This window comes from Streptomyces aculeolatus, from assembly GCF_020400605.1.
Classification (GTDB): domain Bacteria; phylum Actinomycetota; class Actinomycetes; order Streptomycetales; family Streptomycetaceae; genus Streptomyces; species Streptomyces aculeolatus.
On record NZ_JAINRD010000007.1, the window covers coordinates 1 to 19,145 of the forward strand.

Here is a 19,145-nt window from a genome sequence, read left to right on the forward strand (position 1 = left end):
GCGGGGGGGCTGCCGCGGCGCCCCCCGCCGCCCCCGGCCCGCCCCGGGGGCGGCCCCGCCCCGGGGGGGGCGGCCCCGCTCCCGTGTGTGCCGGTACCGCCGGCGGCCGATCCGGCGGCCGTCCCGGCGCGCGTCAACCCGGCATGCCGCGGACGGGTCCCACGGACGGGTGGTGCCGAACTGCGGCGGGCGCGTCGGCCGGGCCGTGCACGCGGGGCGGCGGGCGCGGCGACCCGTGGCCGGGTACGCCGGGCGCGGCCGGCGCAAGCCCCGGCGCGGGCGGCGCGCCCCGGTCCGGTGCGGGTGGCCAGACCGTACGGCCGGTCAGCCACGGGGGTGCCGGCGGCACGGCCCTGTCGCGGGTCTCGAACGCGCCGACGGCCGAGACGACCGCGGCGGTCAGGAAGATGGCGGCGGCCAGCAGGGCGTAGCGGCGCAACTGCCGGTCCGTACGGCGCTCGCTGCGGTGGCGGGCGGCGCCCGGGGGCAGGGTGCGTATCGGCTGTGCGGCGGCGAACCGCCGCAGCCGGGCGCGCAACTCCTCCGCCCGCTCGCGCGGCGGGAGCGCCCGCAGCTCCGGCACGGCGTCGGCCAGCGCCTCGTGCGCGTGCGTGAGCCGCCCGGCAGCGGCCAGGGTGCTGGCCTGCAGCTCGGCGGCGGCCTCGGGCAGGTCGAGCCCGACGACGTCGTAGACGACGACGGCGCTGCGGTACGACTGCGGCAGCGCCCGCAGCGCGTCGAACAGCCGCCGGTCGTCCGCTTCCCCGCAGGTCTCCTCCCCGTGCGCCCCGTCCGCGCCCGTCCGCCGCCCCCGCCGCCACCGGGCGCGCAGAAACTCCCAGGGCTCCTGCACGTACGCGAACGCCGCCGCCCGCACCCACCCCGGCGGGTCGCGGTCCGAGGCCACCTCGGGCCACCGCTCCCACGCCAGGTGGAAGGCGTGCTCGACGGCCTCGCGGGTCAGGGCGTGGTCGCCGCTGAGCAGGTACGCGTGCCGGGTGACGTCGGCGGCGCACCGCTGGTACAGCGCGTCGTACGCGGCCTCCGCGGCGGCTGCGACGGCGTCGGCGCCGGCCACGGAGTCGCGCGCGGCGGCGGCCAGCCGGCCCGCGCGGTACGCCCTGCTCCCGTAGGCTGCGACGCGGTGCGCCCGGCCCCCGGCGGCCCGGTTCCGGGGTGTCCCGCCGGCCGGTCCCAGCCCGTACGCGCCGGCCAGGTCCCCGGACGGCCCCGCCCTCTGCCCGTACGCCCCGGCCCCCGGTCCGGCCCCGCCCACGACCGGGATCTCCTCGGTGTCGTCCAGGTCGGGAGACCGCCCCCGGCCGCGCCGCCTGCGGCGCCTCTCGCGTGGCCCGAGCGGCACCGGCGGCCCGGGCGGCCCGGGCGGCGGCGATATGTCAGGGTCCATAGCACCATCGTGGACAACACGACGGACAAACGCGCGTTACCAGGGCGAAACGGGTGTATTTGGCAGCATGGCGGCCGTGAGCCAATTGACCGACCTCGCCCCGTCGTTCTCCCCCCGGCGCCAGGCCCAGGGCGCCCGCAGCGCCGCCGTCGTCACCGCGCTGGCGAGCGGGTTCCTCGCCGCCGGCCTCGGCCTCGGCCTCCTCGCCGTGCTCGTGCTGCTGCTGTGGATCACGTCCCCGTACCCCGACAGCGGCCCGGGCGGCGCCCTGCACGTCGTCGCCGACCTGTGGCTTCTCGCCCACGGCGCCGATCTCGTACGCACCGGGACCCGCACCGGCACCCCCGCCCCCGTCGGGCTCACGCCGCTGCTGCTCACGGTGGTGCCGGTGTTCCTGCTGCACCGCGGCGCGCGCGACGCGCTCACCCCGCAGGACGGCCGGCCGCAGCTCGCGCCGCTCGCCACCGGCGCCTGGGTGGCCTGCGGCTACCTCGCCGTCGCCGCCGGAGTCACCGGGTACGCGCTCGCCGGGCCGCTGCACGCCGCGCCGCTCAGCACCGCGGTCGTGGTGCCGCTGACCGTCGCCGCGGCCACCGCCGCCGGGGTGTGGTCCGCGGCCGGGACGCCCGCCGTGCTGCTGCCGCGCCGCTGGCACCCCGCGGCGGCCGACGCCCGCGCCGGGGCGGCCCCCCGCGCCGAGGCCGCAGCGCGGGCCGGCGCGGCGGGGGTCGTCGCGCTGCTCGGCGGCGGCGCGCTGCTGTGCGCGGTCGCCCTGGTCGCGCACGCCGCCGTGGCGCAGGAGCACTTCCTCTCGCTGTCCACGACGGTCTCCGGCCGGCTCGGCGTCTTCCTCCTCGCCCTCGCGCTGCTGCCGAACGCCGCGATGTGGGCGGCGGCGTACGGGCTGGGGCCCGGCTTCGCCGTCGGGGCCGGCAGCACCGTGACGCCGCTGGCCGCCGCCGACTACCCCGTGCAGCCCGTCTTCCCGCTGCTCGCCGCGGTGCCGGGGGAGGGGCCCGGCGGGCCGCTCACCTGGGCCGCCGCGGCGGTGCCGGTGGCGGCGGGGATCGTCGTCGGCGCCTTCGCGGGGCGGGCCGCCGCGCCGGTGGCGGGGGAGCGGGAGCCGAGCTGGCGGTGGTGGCCCACGGTGGGGGTGACGGCGCTGGCCGCGCTCGTCTGCGGTGCGGGCACGGCGGCGGTGGCGTGGCTCGCCGGCGGGCCGCTCGGCACGGAGACGCTGGCGGACTTCGGCCCGGTGTGGTGGCAGGCCGGCGGTGCGGCGGCGGTGTGGACCGCGGTCGTCGGGGTGCCGGTGGCGCTCGTGGTACGGGCCGTCCGGCTGCGCGGCGCGGCGCCGCTGCCGGCGGCGGTGCCGGTCTCGGTGGCGGCGCCCCGCGGGCGGGTCCGGGCGCGCCGGTGGACGTGGGGGCGGCAGGGCTGGCCGCTGTGGGAGCCGCGCTCGCGGCTGGCGGATGAGTGGGAGGAGGAGCCGGGCGCCGACTGACGGCACGGGAACCGGACGGGACCCGCCGTACGCACCGTGCCCGGGTGCCCCGCCGGAGCGGGGCACCCGGGCACGTACCGGCTGCTGTGCGGTGCGCGCGCCGTCAGTCGCGCTCGAAGAACGTCCTCAGGGGCTTGGGCAGTTCGTTGCTGCAGTGTTCCTTCGACGCCTCGGTGAGCGCGTCGCTGCGGCAGTTGAAGTAGTCCCGGTAGGCGATCTGCACCGAGAACCCGATGAGCACGATGGACAGCGTGATGCCCGCCGTCACGATGCCGATGATCGCCGCCGTCATGTGCGGGCGGCCGCCCTTCGCCTGCCGCTGGACGGGCTGGCCGAAGGCGTCGGTGCCGCCGTTGCCGCCGCCCGCACCGTTGCCCGGGGCGTTGCCGCGGCCGTTGCCGGCCGCGGCGCCGCCCGGCGCCCGGGACTTGCCGCGGAGCGCCTCGATGCCCCAGTACAGGGCGAGCGCGCCGAGGAGCAGCGCCAGCGGCCACCAGTTGAACAGGGCGAAGAAGAAGCCCCACATGCCGGCGAGCAGCGCGTAGCGCGAGCGGCGCTGCACCGGGTCGGTCGGGTCCCAGCGCAGGTTGCCGCCCGGCCCCTCGCCGTTGCCGCGGCCGTTGTCCCGGCCGTTGTCGCGATCCGGTCCCGGCCCGTCGCCGGAGCCCCCGGGGCCCTGCGGGCCGCCGGGCCCGCCGGGGCCCGGCTGGCCGGGGTCCCCGCCGCCCCAGCTGCCGTGCCCGGGGGGCGGCTGGTGGCTGCTCCACTGGTTGCCCCACGGGGGCGGCTGGTCCTGGCCGCCGTTCTGCCCGTTGCCCTGGCCGCCCTGCCCGTTGTCCTGACCGCCCTGCCCGTTGCCCTGGCCGCCGTCCTGCTGCCCGCCCTGCCCGCCGCCGTCACCGGGCGAGCCCTGCGGTCCCTGCGGCGGAGGACCCTGCGGCGGCGCGTCCTGCGGCACCTGCCCGTAGGGCCCGCCCTGTCCGTACGGCCCGCCCGGCGGCGGGGCGCCGTAGGGTCCGGGCCCGTGCGGCGGCGCACCCTGCGGCTGCCCCGGCCCGGCGGGCCCGGTCGGCGCGGCCGGGCCGCCGGATCCGCCCGGCGCCTCCTGCCCGCCGCCCTCCGGCGGCGGCGCCGGCGCCTCGGCGTCCGACGGCGGCCGTGAGTCGCGGTACGCGACGCCGCCCTGTCCGGGCACGAGCACGTCCCGGGGCGCGCCAAACCACCCACTGGACTGCGAGGGACCCCCGGCCGATGCGGGGACGGGGCGTCGGAGGGCCGCGCTGCGGCGTCGGTCCGGCTGCATCTGGACGGCGTCGTCTCCTCAGGTCGTCTGCCCGCGCGGCCGGGGCGCGTACGCGGGCGCGCGTAACTGCTACCGGAGACGCTACCCCGCCCGGCCTGGCGCGGCCCCGCCAGGGGACGCCCGGTATGGTGGCAGACGTCCGCCGCCCCTCCCCGGGACCCCTGGCACCCCAGGATCCCGCGGCCCGTACGGACACACAATCGCCCGCCGAAGAGAGATCCCCCGTGCCTCCGCATGCGCCCGCCCGCCTCGTCGTGCTCGTCTCCGGCTCCGGTACGAACCTTCAGGCCCTGCTCGACGCCGTCGCCGAGCAGGGAGCGGACGCCTACGGTGCCGAGGTCGTCGCGGTCGGCGCCGACCGCACCGCCGAGGCCGGCGCCGCCGGGCTGCTGCGCGCGGAGCGTGCCGGGCTGCCGACGTTCGTCTGCCGGGTCCCGGACTTCGCCACCCGCGCCGAGTGGGACCGGGCGCTGACCGAGGCCACGGCCGCGTACGAGCCGGACCTCGTGGTCTCGGCCGGGTTCATGAAGATCGTGGGGAAGGAGTTCCTGGCCCGCTTCGGCGGCCGGTTCGTCAACACCCACCCCGCGCTGCTCCCCAGCTTCCCCGGCGCCCACGCCGTACGCGACGCGCTCGCGCACGGCGTGGCGGTCACCGGGTGCACCGTCCACTTCGTCGACGAAGGCGTCGACACCGGCCCGATCATCGCGCAGGGCGCGGTGGAGGTCCGCGAGGAGGACCACCGGGACGGGGGCGAGGCGCTGCACGAGCGCATCAAGGCAGTCGAACGGCGGCTGCTCGTCGAGGTAGTGGGCCGGCTGGCCCGGGACGGGTACCGCGTCGAGGATCGAAAGGTTCGGTTCGGTGAGTAATTCAGGGTCCCCGAGCACCACAGCGTCCGCCGCCGCCGGCGCGCGCCGGCCGGTACGCCGCGCGCTGATCAGCGTCTACGACAAGACGGGCCTGGAGGAGCTGGCCCGCGGGCTGCACGAGGCGGGGGTCGCGCTCGTCTCCACCGGCTCGACGGCCGCGCGCATCGCCGCCGCCGGAGTGCCGGTGACGAAGGTCGAGGAGCTGACCGGCTTCCCCGAGTGCCTGGACGGCCGGGTCAAGACCCTGCACCCGCGGGTGCACGCCGGGCTCCTCGCCGACCTGCGCCTCGACGACCACCGGCGCCAGCTCGCGGAGTTGGGCGTCGAGCCGTTCGAGCTGCTGGTGAGCAACCTCTACCCGTTCGCCGAGACCGTCGCCTCCGGCGCCTCGCCCGACGAGTGCGTGGAGCAGATCGACATCGGCGGCCCGTCGATGGTTCGCGGCGCGGCGAAGAACCACCCGTCGGTCGCGGTCGTCGTCAACCCGGCGCGCTACGACGAGGTACTCAAGGCCGTCGCGGACGGCGGCTTCGACCTGGCGCAGCGCAAGCGGCTCGCGGCGGAGGCGTTCCAGCACACGGCGGCGTACGACGTGGCCGTGGCCAACTGGTTCGCCGAGGACTACGCGCCGGCCGACGACGGCCCGCAGGACTTCGTCGGCGCCGCCTACACCCGCCTGAACCCCCTGCGCTACGGCGAGAACCCGCACCAGGCCGCGGCCCTCTACACCGACGGCTCCGGCACCGGCCTGCCCGGCGCCGAGCAGCTGCACGGCAAGGAGATGTCGTACAACAACTACGTCGACACCGAGGCCGCCCGGCGCGCCGCGTACGACCACGAGCGGCCCTGCGTCGCCATCATCAAGCACGCCAACCCCTGCGGCATCGCCGTCGCCGACGACGTCGCCGAGGCGCACCGCAAGGCGCACGCCTGCGACCCCGTGTCCGCGTACGGCGGCGTGATCGCCGTCAACCGGCCGGTGTCGAAGGAGCTGGCCGAGCAGGTCGCGGAGATCTTCACCGAGGTCATCGTGGCGCCGGAGTACGAGGACGGGGCGCTGGAGGCGCTGACGCGGAAGAAGAACATCCGCATCCTGCGCAGCGCCGGAGCGCCGCGGCAGGTGCGGGAGTTCCGGCCGATCGACGGCGGGCTGCTGGTGCAGGAGCGGGACGTCTTCCAGGCCGCGGGCGACGACCCGGCCGGCTGGACGCTGGCCGCGGGCGCCGGTCTGGACGCGGCGGGCCTCGCGGACCTGGCGTTCGCCTGGCGGGCGTGCCGCGCGGTGAAGTCCAACGCCATCCTGCTCGCCGAGGACGGCGCCACCGTCGGCGTCGGCATGGGCCAGGTCAACCGCGTCGACTCGGCGAAGCTCGCCGTGCAGCGCGCGGGCGCGGAGCGCGCGGCCGGGGCGTACGCCGCCTCGGACGCCTTCTTCCCGTTCCCCGACGGCCTCGAGGTCCTGCTCGACGCCGGGGTGCGGGCCGTGGTGCAGCCCGGCGGGTCGATCCGCGACGAGCAGGTGGTCGAGGCCGCGCAGAAGGCGGGCGTGACCATGTACCTCACGGGCGCACGGCACTTCTACCACTGACGCCCGGCCGCACTTGCGAACGGAGCCCCGCCTGCGCCGGCGGGGCTCCGTTCGTCTGCGTTCGTCTGCGCAACGACTGTCACGTCACTGCTTGGGGCGTGAGAACCAGCGTCCGGAGTCGCGCTTCGCGAGCATGACGATCGAGATGATGCCGAGGGTGACCCAGATGAGGCCCAGCGGGATCGTCAGCACACCGAAGAGGATGAGGAAGCTCAGCCACACGATGCTGCCGGCGCGCACGCCGCCCGCGCCCTTGCCGAACATCGACGCCAGGGCGATGCCCAGGAGCGCGTGCACGAGCAGGACGCCGAGTGCGACGGCCACGGCCTCGGCGGAGATGTCGAGGCCGGAGCCGTCCTGGAAGCCTTCCTCGAAGTCTTCCTTCGCCGCCGCGATGCCGATGAGCAGCAGCGTGGAGAGCAGGGCCTGGAGCCCGCCGGTGATGAACATCATGACGCGGGCGGCCGTCGTCTTGCCCGGGATGCTCGTCGGGTACCCGGTGTCGCCGTACGGGCCGGGGCCGCCCGGGTACGCCGGGTACTGCTGGCCGCCGGCGGGGTACTGCGGGTAGCCGTAGGGCTGTTGCTGCTGCTGGGCAGGCTGCTGCTGCGCCTGCTGCTGGCCCTGGGGCCCGCCGTAGGGGTTGTTCTGGTCGGGGAGGCTCACGGTGCCCTTCTTCCGCGGTTTCGGACGTAACTGACACACTGACCTGGTCCGAGGACCGCTGTCCAGACCGGCTGATTGGTCTGTTACCCGCAGCATCGGGGAGGATGGGCCCATGACCGCCCAGATTCTCGACGGCAGGGCCACCGCGGCCGCGATCAAGTCCGAGCTTGCCACGCGCGTGCAGGCGCTCAAGGGCCGGGGGGTCACGCCCGGCCTCGGCACACTCCTGGTCGGCGACGACCCGGGCAGCCAGAAGTACGTCGCGGGCAAGCACCGCGACTGCGCCGAGATCGGCATCGCCTCGATCCAGCGCGAGCTGCCCGCGACGGCCACGCAGGAGCAGATCGAGACGGTCGTCCGCGAGCTGAACGACGACCCGGCCTGCACCGGCTACATCGTGCAGCTGCCGCTGCCGCGCGACATCGACGAGAACCGGGTGCTGGAGCTGATCGACCCGGCCAAGGACGCCGACGGGCTGCACCCGACGAACCTCGGCCGCCTCGTGCTCAACGAGCCGGCCCCGCTGCCCTGCACCCCCAACGGCGTCATCCGGCTGCTGCGCCGGTTCGGGGTGGAGCTGAACGGGGCGCACGTCGTGGTCGTCGGCCGCGGCGTCACCATCGGGCGGTCGCTGCCGCTGCTGCTGACCCGCAAGTCCGAGAACGCCACGGTCACCCAGTGCCACACCGGCACCCGCGACCTCGCCGCCCACCTGCGGCAGGCCGACATCGTCGTGGCCGCGGCCGGCTCGCCGCACCTGATCAAGCCGGCGGACATCAGGCCCGGCGCGGCCGTGCTCGACGTCGGCGTGAGCCGCGACGAGCACGGCAAGATCGTCGGGGACGTGCACCCGGGCGTCGCGGACGTCGCGGGCTGGCTGTCGCCCAACCCCGGCGGGGTGGGGCCGATGACGCGGGCGATGCTGCTGGTCAACGTCGTGGAGGCGGCGGAGGCCGCAACCGGGGCGGGGGCCGCCGCCGGTACGTCCGGGACGGGCAGCGCCGCGCCGGCGGCGCCGTGATGGCCCGCCGCACGGCGTTCCCGACCCGCGGCACGGTACGCCCCGAGGGCGGCGGCCGGGCGGCGTCCGGCCAGGCCCCGCCGCCGGTGCGGCAGTGGCCGATACTCCTGGTGCTGGCGATAGCGGCGGCCGGGCTGATCACGGTGGCCGCGGGCCCGTTCCGCGAGGGCAGCCTCGTCCTCGGCGGGGCGCTGCTCGTCGGCGGTGTGCTGCGCTGGGTGGTGCCGGAGGTGGGCATGCTGGCGGTGCGGTCCCGGTTCACGGACATCATGACGTTCGGGGTGCTGGGTCTGGCCATCGTGCTGCTGGCGCTGGTCGCCATGCCGGACCCGTGGCTGGAACTGCCGTTCGTGGAGGACGCGGTCCACTTCTCCGTACGCTGACGGGCGCGCGGCCCGCGGGGGCGGGACCGTACCCGGGATCTCCACGTCCGTGCTGGCAGATGCGATGCTGGAGCGGGAGCGCGTCAGGGGGACCAAGGGGGAACAAGGGAGTAGCGATGCCTCGCTGGAAGGAGCTGCCGGAGGAGCTCGACCCGCAGATACGGGACTTCGCCGCGCATCTGCGCCGGCTGGTCGACCGCAGCGGCCTGACCGTGGCCGAGGTCGCGGACCGCACCGGGTACAGCAGGTCGTCGTGGGAGCGCTACCTCAACGGGCGGCTGATGCCCTCGCGCGAGTCGGTCGTCGCGTTCGCGGAGGTGACGGACGCGCGGGACGAGCAGCTCATGACCGAGTGGGCCGCCGCGGACCGCGCCTGGAGCCGGGCGGAGCTGCGGAACGAGTCGGCGCTGCGGGCCCTGCGCGCGGCGGAGCCGGGCCCGGACGACACCCCGGAGCCGGCCCCGGGCCGCCCGGGGCGCGGGCTGCGCGGGGTACTCGGCCGGGGCAGGGGGCGCGCCGAGGAGATACCCGGCGCGGGGGAGGCACCGCCTGCCGGGCGGACCGGGGACGCGGCGCCGGGTGCGCGGAAGCCCGTACTCCCCGACGCGACGGAGCGCTCGGCGGTACGGCCCGGGCCCCCGCCGCCGCCGGAGAGGCGGATACGGGCAGAGGAACTGCCGCGCCGCGCGGGGACGGGCGAGCCCGGCGCAGGGGAGAGCGAACCCGGAGCGGGAGCCGCCGGCGGCACCGGGGCGGGGGCCCGGGCGGGGACGCCGAAGGGCACCGGCCGTGGCCCCGACGCCGCCCGCGGTACCGGCCCCGCCGCGGACAACGACGAGACCACCAAGCTCCGCGCCCTCTCCCGTCCCGTCCCCGCCGCCCCCGCGCCGGAGCCGGCCGACGGCACGGCCCGTACCGCCGCGGCAGCCGACCCCGCCCCGCCCCCGCCGGCGCCGTCCGCGCCCGACCGGAGGAACTGGCCCCTGCGCCGCGTGCTCCTCGCGGGCCTCGTCACCCTCCTCCTCGTGGGCAGCGGCTCGGGCGTCGTCTACGTCGGCCACGGCCTGATCTCCGACCCCGGCGTCGAGGAGCAGGAGCCGCGCGGCGGCCCGGCGCCCGGCTCCAGCCCGGCCGGCTCGGCGTCCGGTGACGGGTCCGCGTCCGGTTCGCCGTCCGAGACCGGGGAGTTGCCCGAGGGCGTGGAGTGCCAGGGCGCCGACTGCAACGGCAAGGACCCCGACGAGATGGGCTGCGGCGGCGACTTCGCCCGTACGACCACCGAGACGACCATCGGCGACATGGTCCTGGAGATCCGTTACAGCGAGCCCTGCAAGGCGGCGTGGGCCCGGATCACCGCCGCGGAGCCCGGCTCGACCGTCACCGCGCTGGCCGAACCGCCCGGCGAGGACCCGGTCCGCGAGGACTCGTCGGCCGGGACCAGCGAGGGCTTCACGGCGATGGTCGTCGCCGAGGACCTGGACGCCGTACGGGCCTGCGCGGCGCTCCCCGACGGCACCGCGGCGTGCACGAAGGGCACCCTGCCGTCGTAGCGGCGCCCCCGCACCGCTCCCGCCGTGACCGGGCCCACACCGGCCGCCCTCCGGCACTCCGTGCCAGTCGGATAGATTGACCCCCGGGGGCACGGCTGCCCTTGGTGGCCCGGGCCCCGCCAGCCCGTACACCGGCCCCCTCATCGGAGAGATCACCATGACCCGCACTCCCGACAGCCCCGTCACCGTCACCGTCACCGGCGCGGCCGGGCAGATCGGCTACGCGCTGCTCTTCCGTATCGCCTCCGGCCAGCTCCTCGGCCCGGACGTGCCGGTCAAGCTGCGGCTGCTGGAGATCACCCCGGCCCTCGGCGCCGCCGAGGGCACCGCGATGGAGCTGGACGACTGCGCGTTCCCGCTGCTGCGCGGCATCGACATCACCGACGACCCGAACGTCGCCTTCGCCGGCGCCAACGTCGCGCTGCTCGTCGGTGCCCGCCCGCGCACCAAGGGCATGGAGCGCGGCGACCTGCTGGAGGCCAACGGCGGCATCTTCAAGCCGCAGGGCAAGGCCATCAACGACCACGCCGCGGACGACATCAAGGTCCTCGTCGTCGGCAACCCCGCGAACACCAACGCGCTCATCGCCCGCGCCGCCGCGCCGGACGTACCGGCCGAGCGGTTCACCGCGATGACCCGCCTCGACCACAACCGCGCGCTGTCGCAGCTCGCGAAGAAGACGGGCGCCGCGGTCGGCGACATCAAGAAGCTGACGATCTGGGGCAACCACTCCGCGACCCAGTACCCGGACATCTTCCACGCGGAGATCGCCGGGAAGAACGCCGCCGAGGTCGTGGGCGACGAGAAGTGGCTGGCCGACGAGTTCATCCCGACCGTCGCCAAGCGCGGCGCCGCCATCATCGAGGCGCGCGGCGCCTCGTCGGCGGCGTCGGCGGCCAACGCCGCCGTGGACCACGTCTACTCGTGGGTCAACGGCACCGCGCAGGGCGACTGGGTCTCCATGGGCATCCCGTCGGACGGCTCGTACGGCGTGCCCGGGGGCCTCATCTCCTCGTACCCGGTGACCTGCGCGGACGGTGCGTACGAGATCGTGCAGGGGCTGGAGATCAACGAGTTCTCGCGGACCCGCATCGACGCCTCCGTCAAGGAGCTGGCGGAGGAGCGCGAGGCGGTCAGCGCCCTCGGCCTGGTCTGAGCCCCGCTCCCGCGTCCTTCGAGCCGCGGCGGGCCCCCCCCGGGGGGGGCCCGCCGCGGCTTTTCGCGTGCGGGGCGTACGGGGATATTCGGTTGCGGCCGTACGGGCTCCTCCCTACGGTCGGGCGCATGGTCTCCGAGCCGGTCGACACACCCGAGGCGCACTAGCGAAGCCGCCCCGGCCCCGCCGTCTGCGGGGTCGCTTCGGCCTGCCCTGCTCGACCATTCCGTCCCCGGGACGTCCCCGTGCCTCGATCACCCTTTCCGCACGTGCCCGCACGCCCGCACGTGCACCCCGACACAGCCCTGGTCCTCCGGCCCCTGGTCGGGCGGGATCCCCCGCCCGCGTTCGCCGCACCGCAGCGAACGTCCACCGGAGGAAGGAAACCAGCGTGTCCAGCTCGATGTTCAGGAAGAAGTCGCGGTCCCGCGTCCGCCACCACCGCGCGCAGTGGCGCGGCCGGGTCTCCGTACCCGCGCTGACGCCGTGCCCCAACACGGCGTGCGGCGAGCCCAAGCCGTCGCACACCGCCTGCCCGCACTGCGGGCAGTACAAGGGGCGGCAGGTCTTCCGCCCGTAGTGCCGCGCGGTACCCGGCCGGGGCCGTCCGGCCCCGGCCGGGGTACCTGAAGGGGGTACGTCCTTGACTCGAAGGTGACTCTCGGCTAGTCGAGCGCTACGCTCGGTCCACTCAACGAGCGGACTTAGGGGACGAGTTGTCGCAGAGCGGAGAGTTTTCGACCGCGCCCGTGCCGCGACCCGCGGGGCCGGTGACCACCGGCAGCCCACCGCCCCGGGCCAGCGAGGCCACCCGGCTGCTGTGCGCGGGGGTCTACCTCGACCCGGGGTTCCGGCGCAGGATGCTGCAGGAGCTGGTCGAGCACGGGGAGCGCGCGGTCGCGCCGTCGCTGGGCATCGACGTCGTCACCGTACTCGCGCATGCCCTGCGCTCCCGCGGACGCGAGACGGCGACGGCGCTGTGGGTGCTCGCGATCTGGGTGGTGTTCGCCGTCTGCGACTGGGTGGTGGCGAAGGGCACCCCGTTCGTGGGCGTGTCCGCGTTCGCGTACGCCTTCCCGTGCCTCCTGCTGTGGATCGCGGCCGTGGCCGGCGGGCGCGGCGGGTTCGACGTCTACGGCGCCGGCCCGCGCGCCACCCTCGGAGGGCAGCGGCTGTGGCGGGTGCGCGTCGCACTGGGGATGCGCCTCGTGGCGTACGTCTACATGGCCTTCTACTGGGTCGCCGCCCTGTACTTCCTCACGCAGGGGCTGTGGACGGCGGTGGTCTTCCCGCTGCTGCTGGTGTGGCCGGTCTGGGCGTACCGGCTCGGGATGGAGAAGGTCGCGCGCGACGAACTCTCCCCGGCCGCGTTCCCCGGCGCCGCTCCGCCCGGCGTGCCGGAGCCGTACCAGGGGATCGCCGCGGCCATCGCCCACGAGCAGTACTCGCGGCTCACCGTCTACGACTTCGACCGCCCCTTCGTCGGCTACGGCATCCCGCACGAACCCTGGTCGCTGGCCGTGGAACTGAAGCGGCGCCCCGACGCGCCCGGCGGTGAGCGGCTGACCAGCCGCAAGGTCGTCGAACTGATCCTGCCGCGGCTCGCCGCCCTCCGCGACGCGACCGCCGCCGGCAGCCGGGACCGGCTGAGGGACCTGGAGGTCGCGCACCTGGTGTACCTCCCCCCGCCCCCGCAGCGCGGCGACGTCCGGCGCGACGACGCCGCCGTCGACCAGCACGTCGGCGGCTCCGTCGACGAGGGCGGCGAGGCCCGCCGCTACTTCCTGCGCGTCCGGGTCGGCGCGTGGTCGGAACTGGTCGTGGTGACCATCCTGGTGCGGGTGCACACGCAGGGCGGAATGCTCGTGCTGGAGGTCGTGCCGCACGTACTGCCGCCGGTCCGGCCGGAGTTCCGCGAGATCGACCGCCTGGGTGCCCGCACCGGCGGCGCACGGACCTTCACCCGCGCGCTCCTGAGCGCGCCGACCGCGTCGATCGCGTCGGTCGTCTCCATGTGCGGCACCCTGGCCTCGGTGCTGCGCGCGTGGCTCGCCGACGCCGCGAGGCTGCCGGGGGAGGGCCCGGCGGCGTCGGTGCGGGAGTTGGGGGCGTCGCCGCAGATCTCGCTCTTCCAGCGGATGGACGTGAGCCGGTACGTGAAGACGGTCCGCGACCGCATCGCGAGCGGCGTGACCGAGGCGCTGCGGGAGAGCGGCTACGAGACCGGGGAGTTCGAGCAGTACATCGTCAACGTGAACGAAGGCGGTGTCTACATCGGCGCGATGAGCGGCGGCGCGGTGGCGTCGGGCCAGGGCGCCACGGCGACGGCGCGCACCGACGGCGGTGCGGGAGGGGCGGGATCGTGAGCGGTACGGCGGAGGACGAGCGGGGAGAGGCGGGGCCGGACGTGAGCGGACGGGACGACGAGACGGCGCGGGGCGGGGTGCGCATCGGGAACATGACCGGGGGTGCGGTGGCCGCGGGCGAGGAGGCCCGCGCGGAGGACCGCAGCCGGCGGCCGGCGGAGCCCGCGCCGCCCGCGGCGGCGCCCGGCGCGGGGATGCCCGGGGTGCCTCCCGTGCCGGCGGCTCCGCCGCCGGTGGTGCCGCCGCCCTTGCCCGGAGGGATCAGTATCGGCACGATGTCGGGCGGCGCCGCGGCCCAGGGGCCGCGGGCGCAGGCCGTCGACTCCTCGGTACGGTTCGTCGTGCAGGCGGACGCCGGGGCGCTGGTGGCGAGTCTCCGTGCGCTGCGTGCCGAGTTGCTCGCGCAGCCGCCCTCGGAGACGGCCGTCGCCGACGAGCAGGAACTGATCGAGCTGGAGAACGAGGCGCGGGCGGGCCGCGGGGACCGTACCCGGCTGGAACGCCTTCGGGACCGGCTGGAGTTGGGGCAGATCGCCGCCACGGGCAGCGCCGCCGGGGCGGCGGCGGTGGAGTCGATCGCCAGATTGCTCGGCTGAGAGCCGGGCGGGGGGACAGGGGAGAGGTACATGAGCAGCGGCGGGTCGTACTGGGACGAGGACGCGCAGCAGTGGCTGCAGGGACCCGCGGTCCCCCCGCCTCCGGCAATGCCCCCGCCCCCACTGGCCCCACCCGCGCAGCCGCCACCGCCGCTACCGCCGGAGCCGCCGTCGCCGGAGGCCGCGCGGGACGGGGCAGGTGACTCCGTACCCGGTCAGGCGGCCCGGGAGGAACCGGATCGGCCTGCGGGAGAAGGGACTTCCGACGCTGCCGCGGAGGACGGGGTGCGGGACGCGGCGCCGGCCGGGGCGGATCAGGTGGGCGGGTCTGCCGGCGCCGATGCCCCGGCTGACGCGCCGGTCCGGCCGGACCCGGACCAACCCGCCGCAAACGCCGACGACTTGACCGGCGAACCGCCCGCCTCCGCGGAGGACGAGGCCGCGGACGACGACGTGTCCGACGCGTCGGACCGGGCCGCAGGGGACGCGGCTCCAGAACCGGCGGGCGCGGACGGGGACGGTTCCGCCGTGGACGGCCCGGCGGACGACCCGGCCGCGCCGCCGGAGGACGGGACTCCGGCCGGCGGCGTGCCCGACGCGCCGGACCAGGACGTGGAGGACAGCGTCCCCGAGCCGCCGGGCGCGGACCGGTCCGCCGGGGACGCCGCGGCGGACGACCGGGCCCCCGAGCCTGCGGACGCGCCTCCGGCGCAGGCGCGGGAGTGGTGGGAGGACCGGGCCGCGCAGTCACCGCCGGCCGGACCCGGGGCCGAACCGCCGCCGCCCACCGCGCTCGACTGGTCCCAAGGCGCCGCGGCCGCCCCGCCGCCGCCCCTGACCGCGCCCGACCTGGGTCCCCAGCCCGGCGCCGGCGTGCTGCCCCCGCCGCCCGACCTGCCGACGCAGTCCGCCCACCCGCCGCCCCCCACCGCCCCCGGCTGGGGACCGGAACCCGGCGCCGTGACACCGGCGTCCGCCCTCCCCACGCAGTCCGCCACCCCGCCGCCGGAGCCTGCCGGGTACGACCACGGGCACGCCCCCGACGCCTCGTACGACCACTACGCCGCCGCCTACACTCCGTACCCCGGCTTCGAACTCGGCGTCGAGTCCCAGCCGCCGCCGCGCCGCCGCGGCGTGATCGCGGCCGTGGTGGGGCTCGTCGTGATCGTCGGCAGCGCGCTCGGCGTCGGCGGCTGGCTGCTCCTCGACGGCGGCGACGACGGCGAGAAGGCGGCCGAGCCGCAGCGCAGCGCCGCCGCCGGGCCCAAGGCGCCGACGGAGGACTCCGCCCCGCCGTCCGAGCCCGCCTCGCCGTCCCCCTCGGAGTCCGCCCTGCCGCCCGGCTACCTCCTCGCCATCGAGGACGGGTACTCCCTCGCGGTCCCCGAGGACTGGGAGCGGCGTTCCGAGGGCGTCTCCGTGTTCTACGAAGAGCCCCTCGCGGGCGGCGCGTTCATCCAGGTCTACGAGGTGACCGAGCAGGTCACCCCGTTCGAGGCGGTGCAGATAATCGAAGGCACCAAGGAGGGGGCGGAGGGCTACCGGCGCAACGACATGGCGGACATGGGCAACGCCGCGGAGTACGACTACACGTACACCGACGAGGAACTCGGCCCGCGGCGCGTCCTGCTGCACGACCTGGAGACCGCGGACGGGAAGATGTACGCGCTCCTCGTCTCGGGCCCGGAGGCGGACTGGCCGCGGCAGCGGGACATCGTCGACCAGATGACGGAGTCGTTCTGCACGGACGCGGAGTGCGCGGAGACGGGCAGCCCCTGAGGGCCCGCCTCCGCCGCCGTCACCCGGCCGGGGCGTCTCCGCGCAGTTCCGCCGCCAACTCCCGTACGGCCGTCAGCGTCCGGTCGAGCAGCCCGCCCCCGAAAGTGATCCTGCTCGCCCCCAGCCTCCCCAGCTCCACCGGGTCCGGGCCGTCCGGTACGGCCAGGGCGTTGACCGGCAGCCCGATCTCGTCCGCCAGCAGCCGCAGGTGCCGCGGCGGTGCCCCGATGGGGTACACGCCGTCGGCGCCCGCCGCCGCGTACCGCCGGCCCCGTTCGACCGCGGCCCGCGGGTCCGCGACCCCGCGGACGAACGTGTCGACGCGGGCGTTGACGAACAGCCGGTCACCCGCCTCGGCCCGTACCTCCGCGAGGAAGTCCGCCTGCTCCGCCGCGTCCCGCAGGGTCTTGCCGGGGTGCACCGTGTCCTCCAGGTTGCAGCCCACCGCACCGGCCGCCAGCAGCCGTTCGACGAGTTCGCGTGGCGGCAGGCCGTAGCCCGCCTCCACGTCCGCGGTGACCGGCACGTCCACGGCGCGGGCGATCCGGGCGACCGCCGCGAACATCTCGCCCACGGGGGTGGCCTCGCCGTCTCCGTAGCCCAGCGCCCTGGCGATGCCCGCGCTCGGTGTGGCCAGCGCCGCGAAGCCGGCGTCCGCGAAGACGCGCGCGCTCGCCGCGTCCCACGGACCCGGCAGCACCAGCGGGTCCGCCGCCGCCCGGCCGTGGTGCAGGGCCCGGAACTCCTCCACGCCGCTCGTCACTTCCGCACTCCCGTCACGCCTGCGCCGCCCGTCACATCCACGCTCCCGCCTCGTCTCCGCTGCCCGTCACATCCACGCTCCCGTCGTGCCCCCGCCATCCGTCGCACCTGGCGCCCAGCGGCCCGCCCGAGCTCCCTTCACTCCTCCTCGTGGTGGTACCGGCCCGGCTGGTAGTGCCCCGCCTCCGCCCTGCTGGTCACACACCACCGGTTCCACGCGTTGATCACCGTCAGCACCCCGATGAGCCGCGCCAGCTCCTGCTCCTCGAAGTGCTTGGCCGCCCGCTCGTACACCTCGTCCGGTACGAACCCGTCGGTCAGCACCGTCACCGCCTCGGCCAGGGCGAGCGCCGCCTGCTCCTTCTCCGTGTACAGGTGCGGCACCTCCGCCCAGGCGTTCAGGAGGTACAGCCGCTGCTCGGTCTCGCCGGCGGCGCGCGCGTCCTTGGAGTGCATGTCGATGCAGAACGCGCAGTGGTTGATCTGGGAGGCCCGGAGCTTCACCAGCTCGTAGACGACCGGGTCGAGGCCCTTCTTGGCCGCTTGTTCCACCCTGACCAGGGCGCGCTGGACGTCGGGTGCGAGTGCGTAGAGGTCGAGACGCTGTGTCATGCCTCCACGCTAGGACCTGGTATCCCAGATGTAAGGTCCATTTACATGGCGGATTCCTGGGCCACTTCGGCGGAGCTGCACGACGTCCACCGCTCCCTCGACCTGCACGTCGACGTCCGCGCCGGCACCCGCGGCGCCGGCGCCGCCCTGATCAGGTCGCTGCGCGACGCGGTGCGTACGGGCCGGCTCGCGCCCGGCACCCGGCTGCCGTCGTCCCGGGCGCTGGCCGCCGACCTGGGGGTGGCGCGCAACACGGTGGCCGACGCGTACGCCGAGCTGGTCGCCGAGGGCTGGCTGACCGCCCGGCAGGGTTCCGGCACCCGCGTCGCCGCCCGCAGCGAGCCCCGCCGGACCACGGCGCGGGCCGCGACGCAGGAGCCGCCGCCGCACCCGCTCGACCGGCAGGCGACGTACAACCTGCTGCCCGGCGCCCCCGACGCCGCCCGCTTCCCGCGCGCCGCGTGGGCCGCCGCCGCGCGGCGGGCGCTGCTGGCGGCACCCTCGGCGGCGTTCGGGCACCAGGGCCCCGGCGGGCGGGTGGAGCTGCGGCGGGCGCTGGCCGGGTATCTGGCGCGGGCGCGCGGGGTGTACGCGGAGCCGGCGCGGATCGTGGTCTGCGCCGGGTTCACCGGCGGGCTGCGGCTGCTGGCGGAGGTGCTGCGGGCGGAGGGCGCGCGGCGGGTCGCGGTCGAGCCGTACGGGCTGGGGCTGCACCGCCGCCTGATCACCGGCGCCGGGCTGCGGACGGTGCCGCTGCCGTACGACGACGGGGGCATCGCCACCGCCGCGCTGCCCGCGACCGGCGCGGGCGCCGTCCTCCTCACCCCGGCGCACCAGTTCCCCACCGGCGTCGCCCTCGCGCCGGAGCGGCGCGCGGCGGCCGTCGACTGGGCGCGGGCGACGGGCGGGGTGGTGCTGGAGGACGACTACGACGGCGAGTTCCGCTACGACCGGCAGCCGGTGGGGGCGCTGCAGTCGCTCGACCCGGAGCACGTGGTGCACCTCGGCACGGTCAGCAAGAGCCTGTCGCCCGCGCTGCGGCTGGGCTGGATGGTGCTGCCGGAGCGGCTGTCGCGCGGGGTGCACGTGGAGCAGTCGCTGAGCCGTACGCCGCCGGGGGTGGTGGACCAGCTCACGCTCGCAGAGTTCCTCGACTCCGGCGGCTACGACCGCCACGTACGCGCGGCCCGCCAGCGCTACCGCCGCCGCCGCGACCGGCTCGTCGCCGAGCTGGCCCGGCGGGCACCCCGGGTGACGGTGACCGGGATCGCCGCGGGCCTGCACGCCGTCGTCCGGCTGCCGCCGGGCACCGAGCGGCGGGTGCTGGCGCGGGCGGCGCGGGAGGGCCTCGCGGTGGCCCGGCTGGGGGCGTACGCGCACGGCAGCGCGGCGTGGGAGGAGGGCGGCGACTTCACCGCGCCGGCCCCGGCGGGGGAGACGCCGGGGGCGCGGGGGGAGGCGCTGGTGGTGGGGTACGGGACGCCGCCCGACCACCTGTACCCGGGGGCGCTGGCGGCGCTGTGCCGGGTGCTGGAGGCGGAGACGTAGAGCGCGAAGGGTACGGGCGCCGCGGGCGTCC

At 76.5% G+C, this 19,145-nt stretch carries 17 protein-coding genes; 12 read left to right on the forward strand and 5 right to left on the reverse strand.

Annotated features, from left to right (window positions below):
* Positions 1-133: 133 nt before the first annotated feature.
* Positions 134-1,408 carry an RNA polymerase sigma factor gene (locus tag LG396_RS14425; RefSeq protein WP_225795073.1) on the reverse strand — a complete coding sequence of 425 codons (1,275 nt, stop codon included), beginning with the start codon at positions 1,406-1,408 and terminating at the stop codon, positions 134-136.
* Between the two features lie 76 nt (positions 1,409-1,484).
* Here LG396_RS14425 and LG396_RS14430 point away from each other — a divergent pair, with 76 nt between their 5' ends.
* Positions 1,485-2,912, forward strand: coding sequence for a cell division protein PerM (locus tag LG396_RS14430; RefSeq protein ID WP_225795074.1), 1,428 nt, complete (start codon positions 1,485-1,487; stop codon positions 2,910-2,912).
* 103 nt (positions 2,913-3,015) lie between these two features.
* On the opposite strand, the gene LG396_RS14435 is transcribed toward LG396_RS14430, so the two are convergent.
* Complete coding sequence (locus tag LG396_RS14435; protein ID WP_225795075.1) at positions 3,016-4,107, reverse strand: hypothetical protein; 1,092 nt, start codon at positions 4,105-4,107, stop codon at positions 3,016-3,018.
* Between the two features lie 332 nt (positions 4,108-4,439).
* Here LG396_RS14435 and purN point away from each other — a divergent pair, with 332 nt between their 5' ends.
* Complete coding sequence (gene purN / locus LG396_RS14440) at positions 4,440-5,087, forward strand: phosphoribosylglycinamide formyltransferase (protein ID WP_018834733.1); 648 nt, start codon at positions 4,440-4,442, stop codon at positions 5,085-5,087.
* Complete coding sequence (purH, locus tag LG396_RS14445) at positions 5,080-6,675, forward strand: bifunctional phosphoribosylaminoimidazolecarboxamide formyltransferase/IMP cyclohydrolase (protein ID WP_225795076.1); 1,596 nt, start codon at positions 5,080-5,082, stop codon at positions 6,673-6,675. The genes purN and purH overlap by 8 nt, the downstream gene beginning before the upstream one ends.
* Before the next feature lie 84 nt (positions 6,676-6,759).
* Here the strand turns inward: purH and LG396_RS14450 are convergent, their stop codons facing one another.
* A complete protein-coding gene (locus LG396_RS14450) occupies positions 6,760-7,341 on the reverse strand; it encodes a hypothetical protein (protein ID WP_037740200.1) in 582 nt (193 codons plus the stop codon).
* Positions 7,342-7,453: 112 nt separating this feature from the next.
* Between LG396_RS14450 and LG396_RS14455 the strand changes: the two genes are divergently transcribed.
* The 8 genes from LG396_RS14455 (at position 7,454) to LG396_RS14490 (ending at position 16,192) form a co-directional block, all read left to right on the forward strand.
* Positions 7,454-8,362, forward strand: coding sequence for a bifunctional methylenetetrahydrofolate dehydrogenase/methenyltetrahydrofolate cyclohydrolase (locus LG396_RS14455; RefSeq protein WP_037740202.1), 909 nt, complete (start codon positions 7,454-7,456; stop codon positions 8,360-8,362).
* Positions 8,362-8,745, forward strand: coding sequence for a DUF3017 domain-containing protein (locus tag LG396_RS14460; protein ID WP_018834729.1), 384 nt, complete (start codon positions 8,362-8,364; stop codon positions 8,743-8,745). The genes LG396_RS14455 and LG396_RS14460 overlap by 1 nt, the downstream gene beginning before the upstream one ends.
* Positions 8,746-8,861: 116 nt before the next feature.
* The gene (locus LG396_RS14465) at positions 8,862-10,295 is read left to right on the forward strand and encodes a helix-turn-helix domain-containing protein (RefSeq protein ID WP_225795077.1); all 1,434 of its coding nucleotides are present in this window, start codon (positions 8,862-8,864) and stop codon (positions 10,293-10,295) included.
* A gap of 157 nt (positions 10,296-10,452) precedes the next feature.
* Positions 10,453-11,451 carry a malate dehydrogenase gene (locus tag LG396_RS14470; protein ID WP_018834727.1) on the forward strand — a complete coding sequence of 333 codons (999 nt, stop codon included), beginning with the start codon at positions 10,453-10,455 and terminating at the stop codon, positions 11,449-11,451.
* Positions 11,452-11,842: 391 nt separating this feature from the next.
* A complete protein-coding gene (gene rpmF / locus LG396_RS14475) occupies positions 11,843-12,031 on the forward strand; it encodes a 50S ribosomal protein L32 (protein WP_018842087.1) in 189 nt (62 codons plus the stop codon).
* Between the two features lie 169 nt (positions 12,032-12,200).
* Positions 12,201-13,817 (forward strand): AbeC-like domain-containing protein, encoded by a 1,617-nt coding sequence (locus LG396_RS14480; RefSeq protein ID WP_225795078.1) that lies wholly within the window; start codon positions 12,201-12,203, stop codon positions 13,815-13,817.
* The gene (locus tag LG396_RS14485; RefSeq protein WP_225795079.1) at positions 13,814-14,413 is read left to right on the forward strand and encodes a hypothetical protein; all 600 of its coding nucleotides are present in this window, start codon (positions 13,814-13,816) and stop codon (positions 14,411-14,413) included. The genes LG396_RS14480 and LG396_RS14485 overlap by 4 nt, the downstream gene beginning before the upstream one ends.
* A gap of 402 nt (positions 14,414-14,815) precedes the next feature.
* Entirely contained in the window at positions 14,816-16,192 is a 1,377-nt protein-coding gene (locus LG396_RS14490; protein ID WP_225795080.1) for a serine/threonine kinase C-terminal domain-containing protein, read from the forward strand.
* Positions 16,193-16,211: 19 nt separating this feature from the next.
* Here the strand turns inward: LG396_RS14490 and LG396_RS14495 are convergent, their stop codons facing one another.
* Both LG396_RS14495 and LG396_RS14500 read right to left on the reverse strand, forming a co-directional pair.
* Complete coding sequence (locus tag LG396_RS14495) at positions 16,212-16,955, reverse strand: isocitrate lyase/PEP mutase family protein (protein WP_225795081.1); 744 nt, start codon at positions 16,953-16,955, stop codon at positions 16,212-16,214.
* Positions 16,956-17,092: 137 nt separating this feature from the next.
* Entirely contained in the window at positions 17,093-17,566 is a 474-nt protein-coding gene (locus tag LG396_RS14500; protein WP_018834722.1) for a carboxymuconolactone decarboxylase family protein, read from the reverse strand.
* Positions 17,567-17,611: 45 nt separating this feature from the next.
* Here LG396_RS14500 and pdxR point away from each other — a divergent pair, with 45 nt between their 5' ends.
* Positions 17,612-19,114 carry a MocR-like pyridoxine biosynthesis transcription factor PdxR gene (gene pdxR / locus LG396_RS14505; RefSeq protein WP_225795082.1) on the forward strand — a complete coding sequence of 501 codons (1,503 nt, stop codon included), beginning with the start codon at positions 17,612-17,614 and terminating at the stop codon, positions 19,112-19,114.
* The last annotated feature ends 31 nt before the right edge of the window (positions 19,115-19,145 follow it).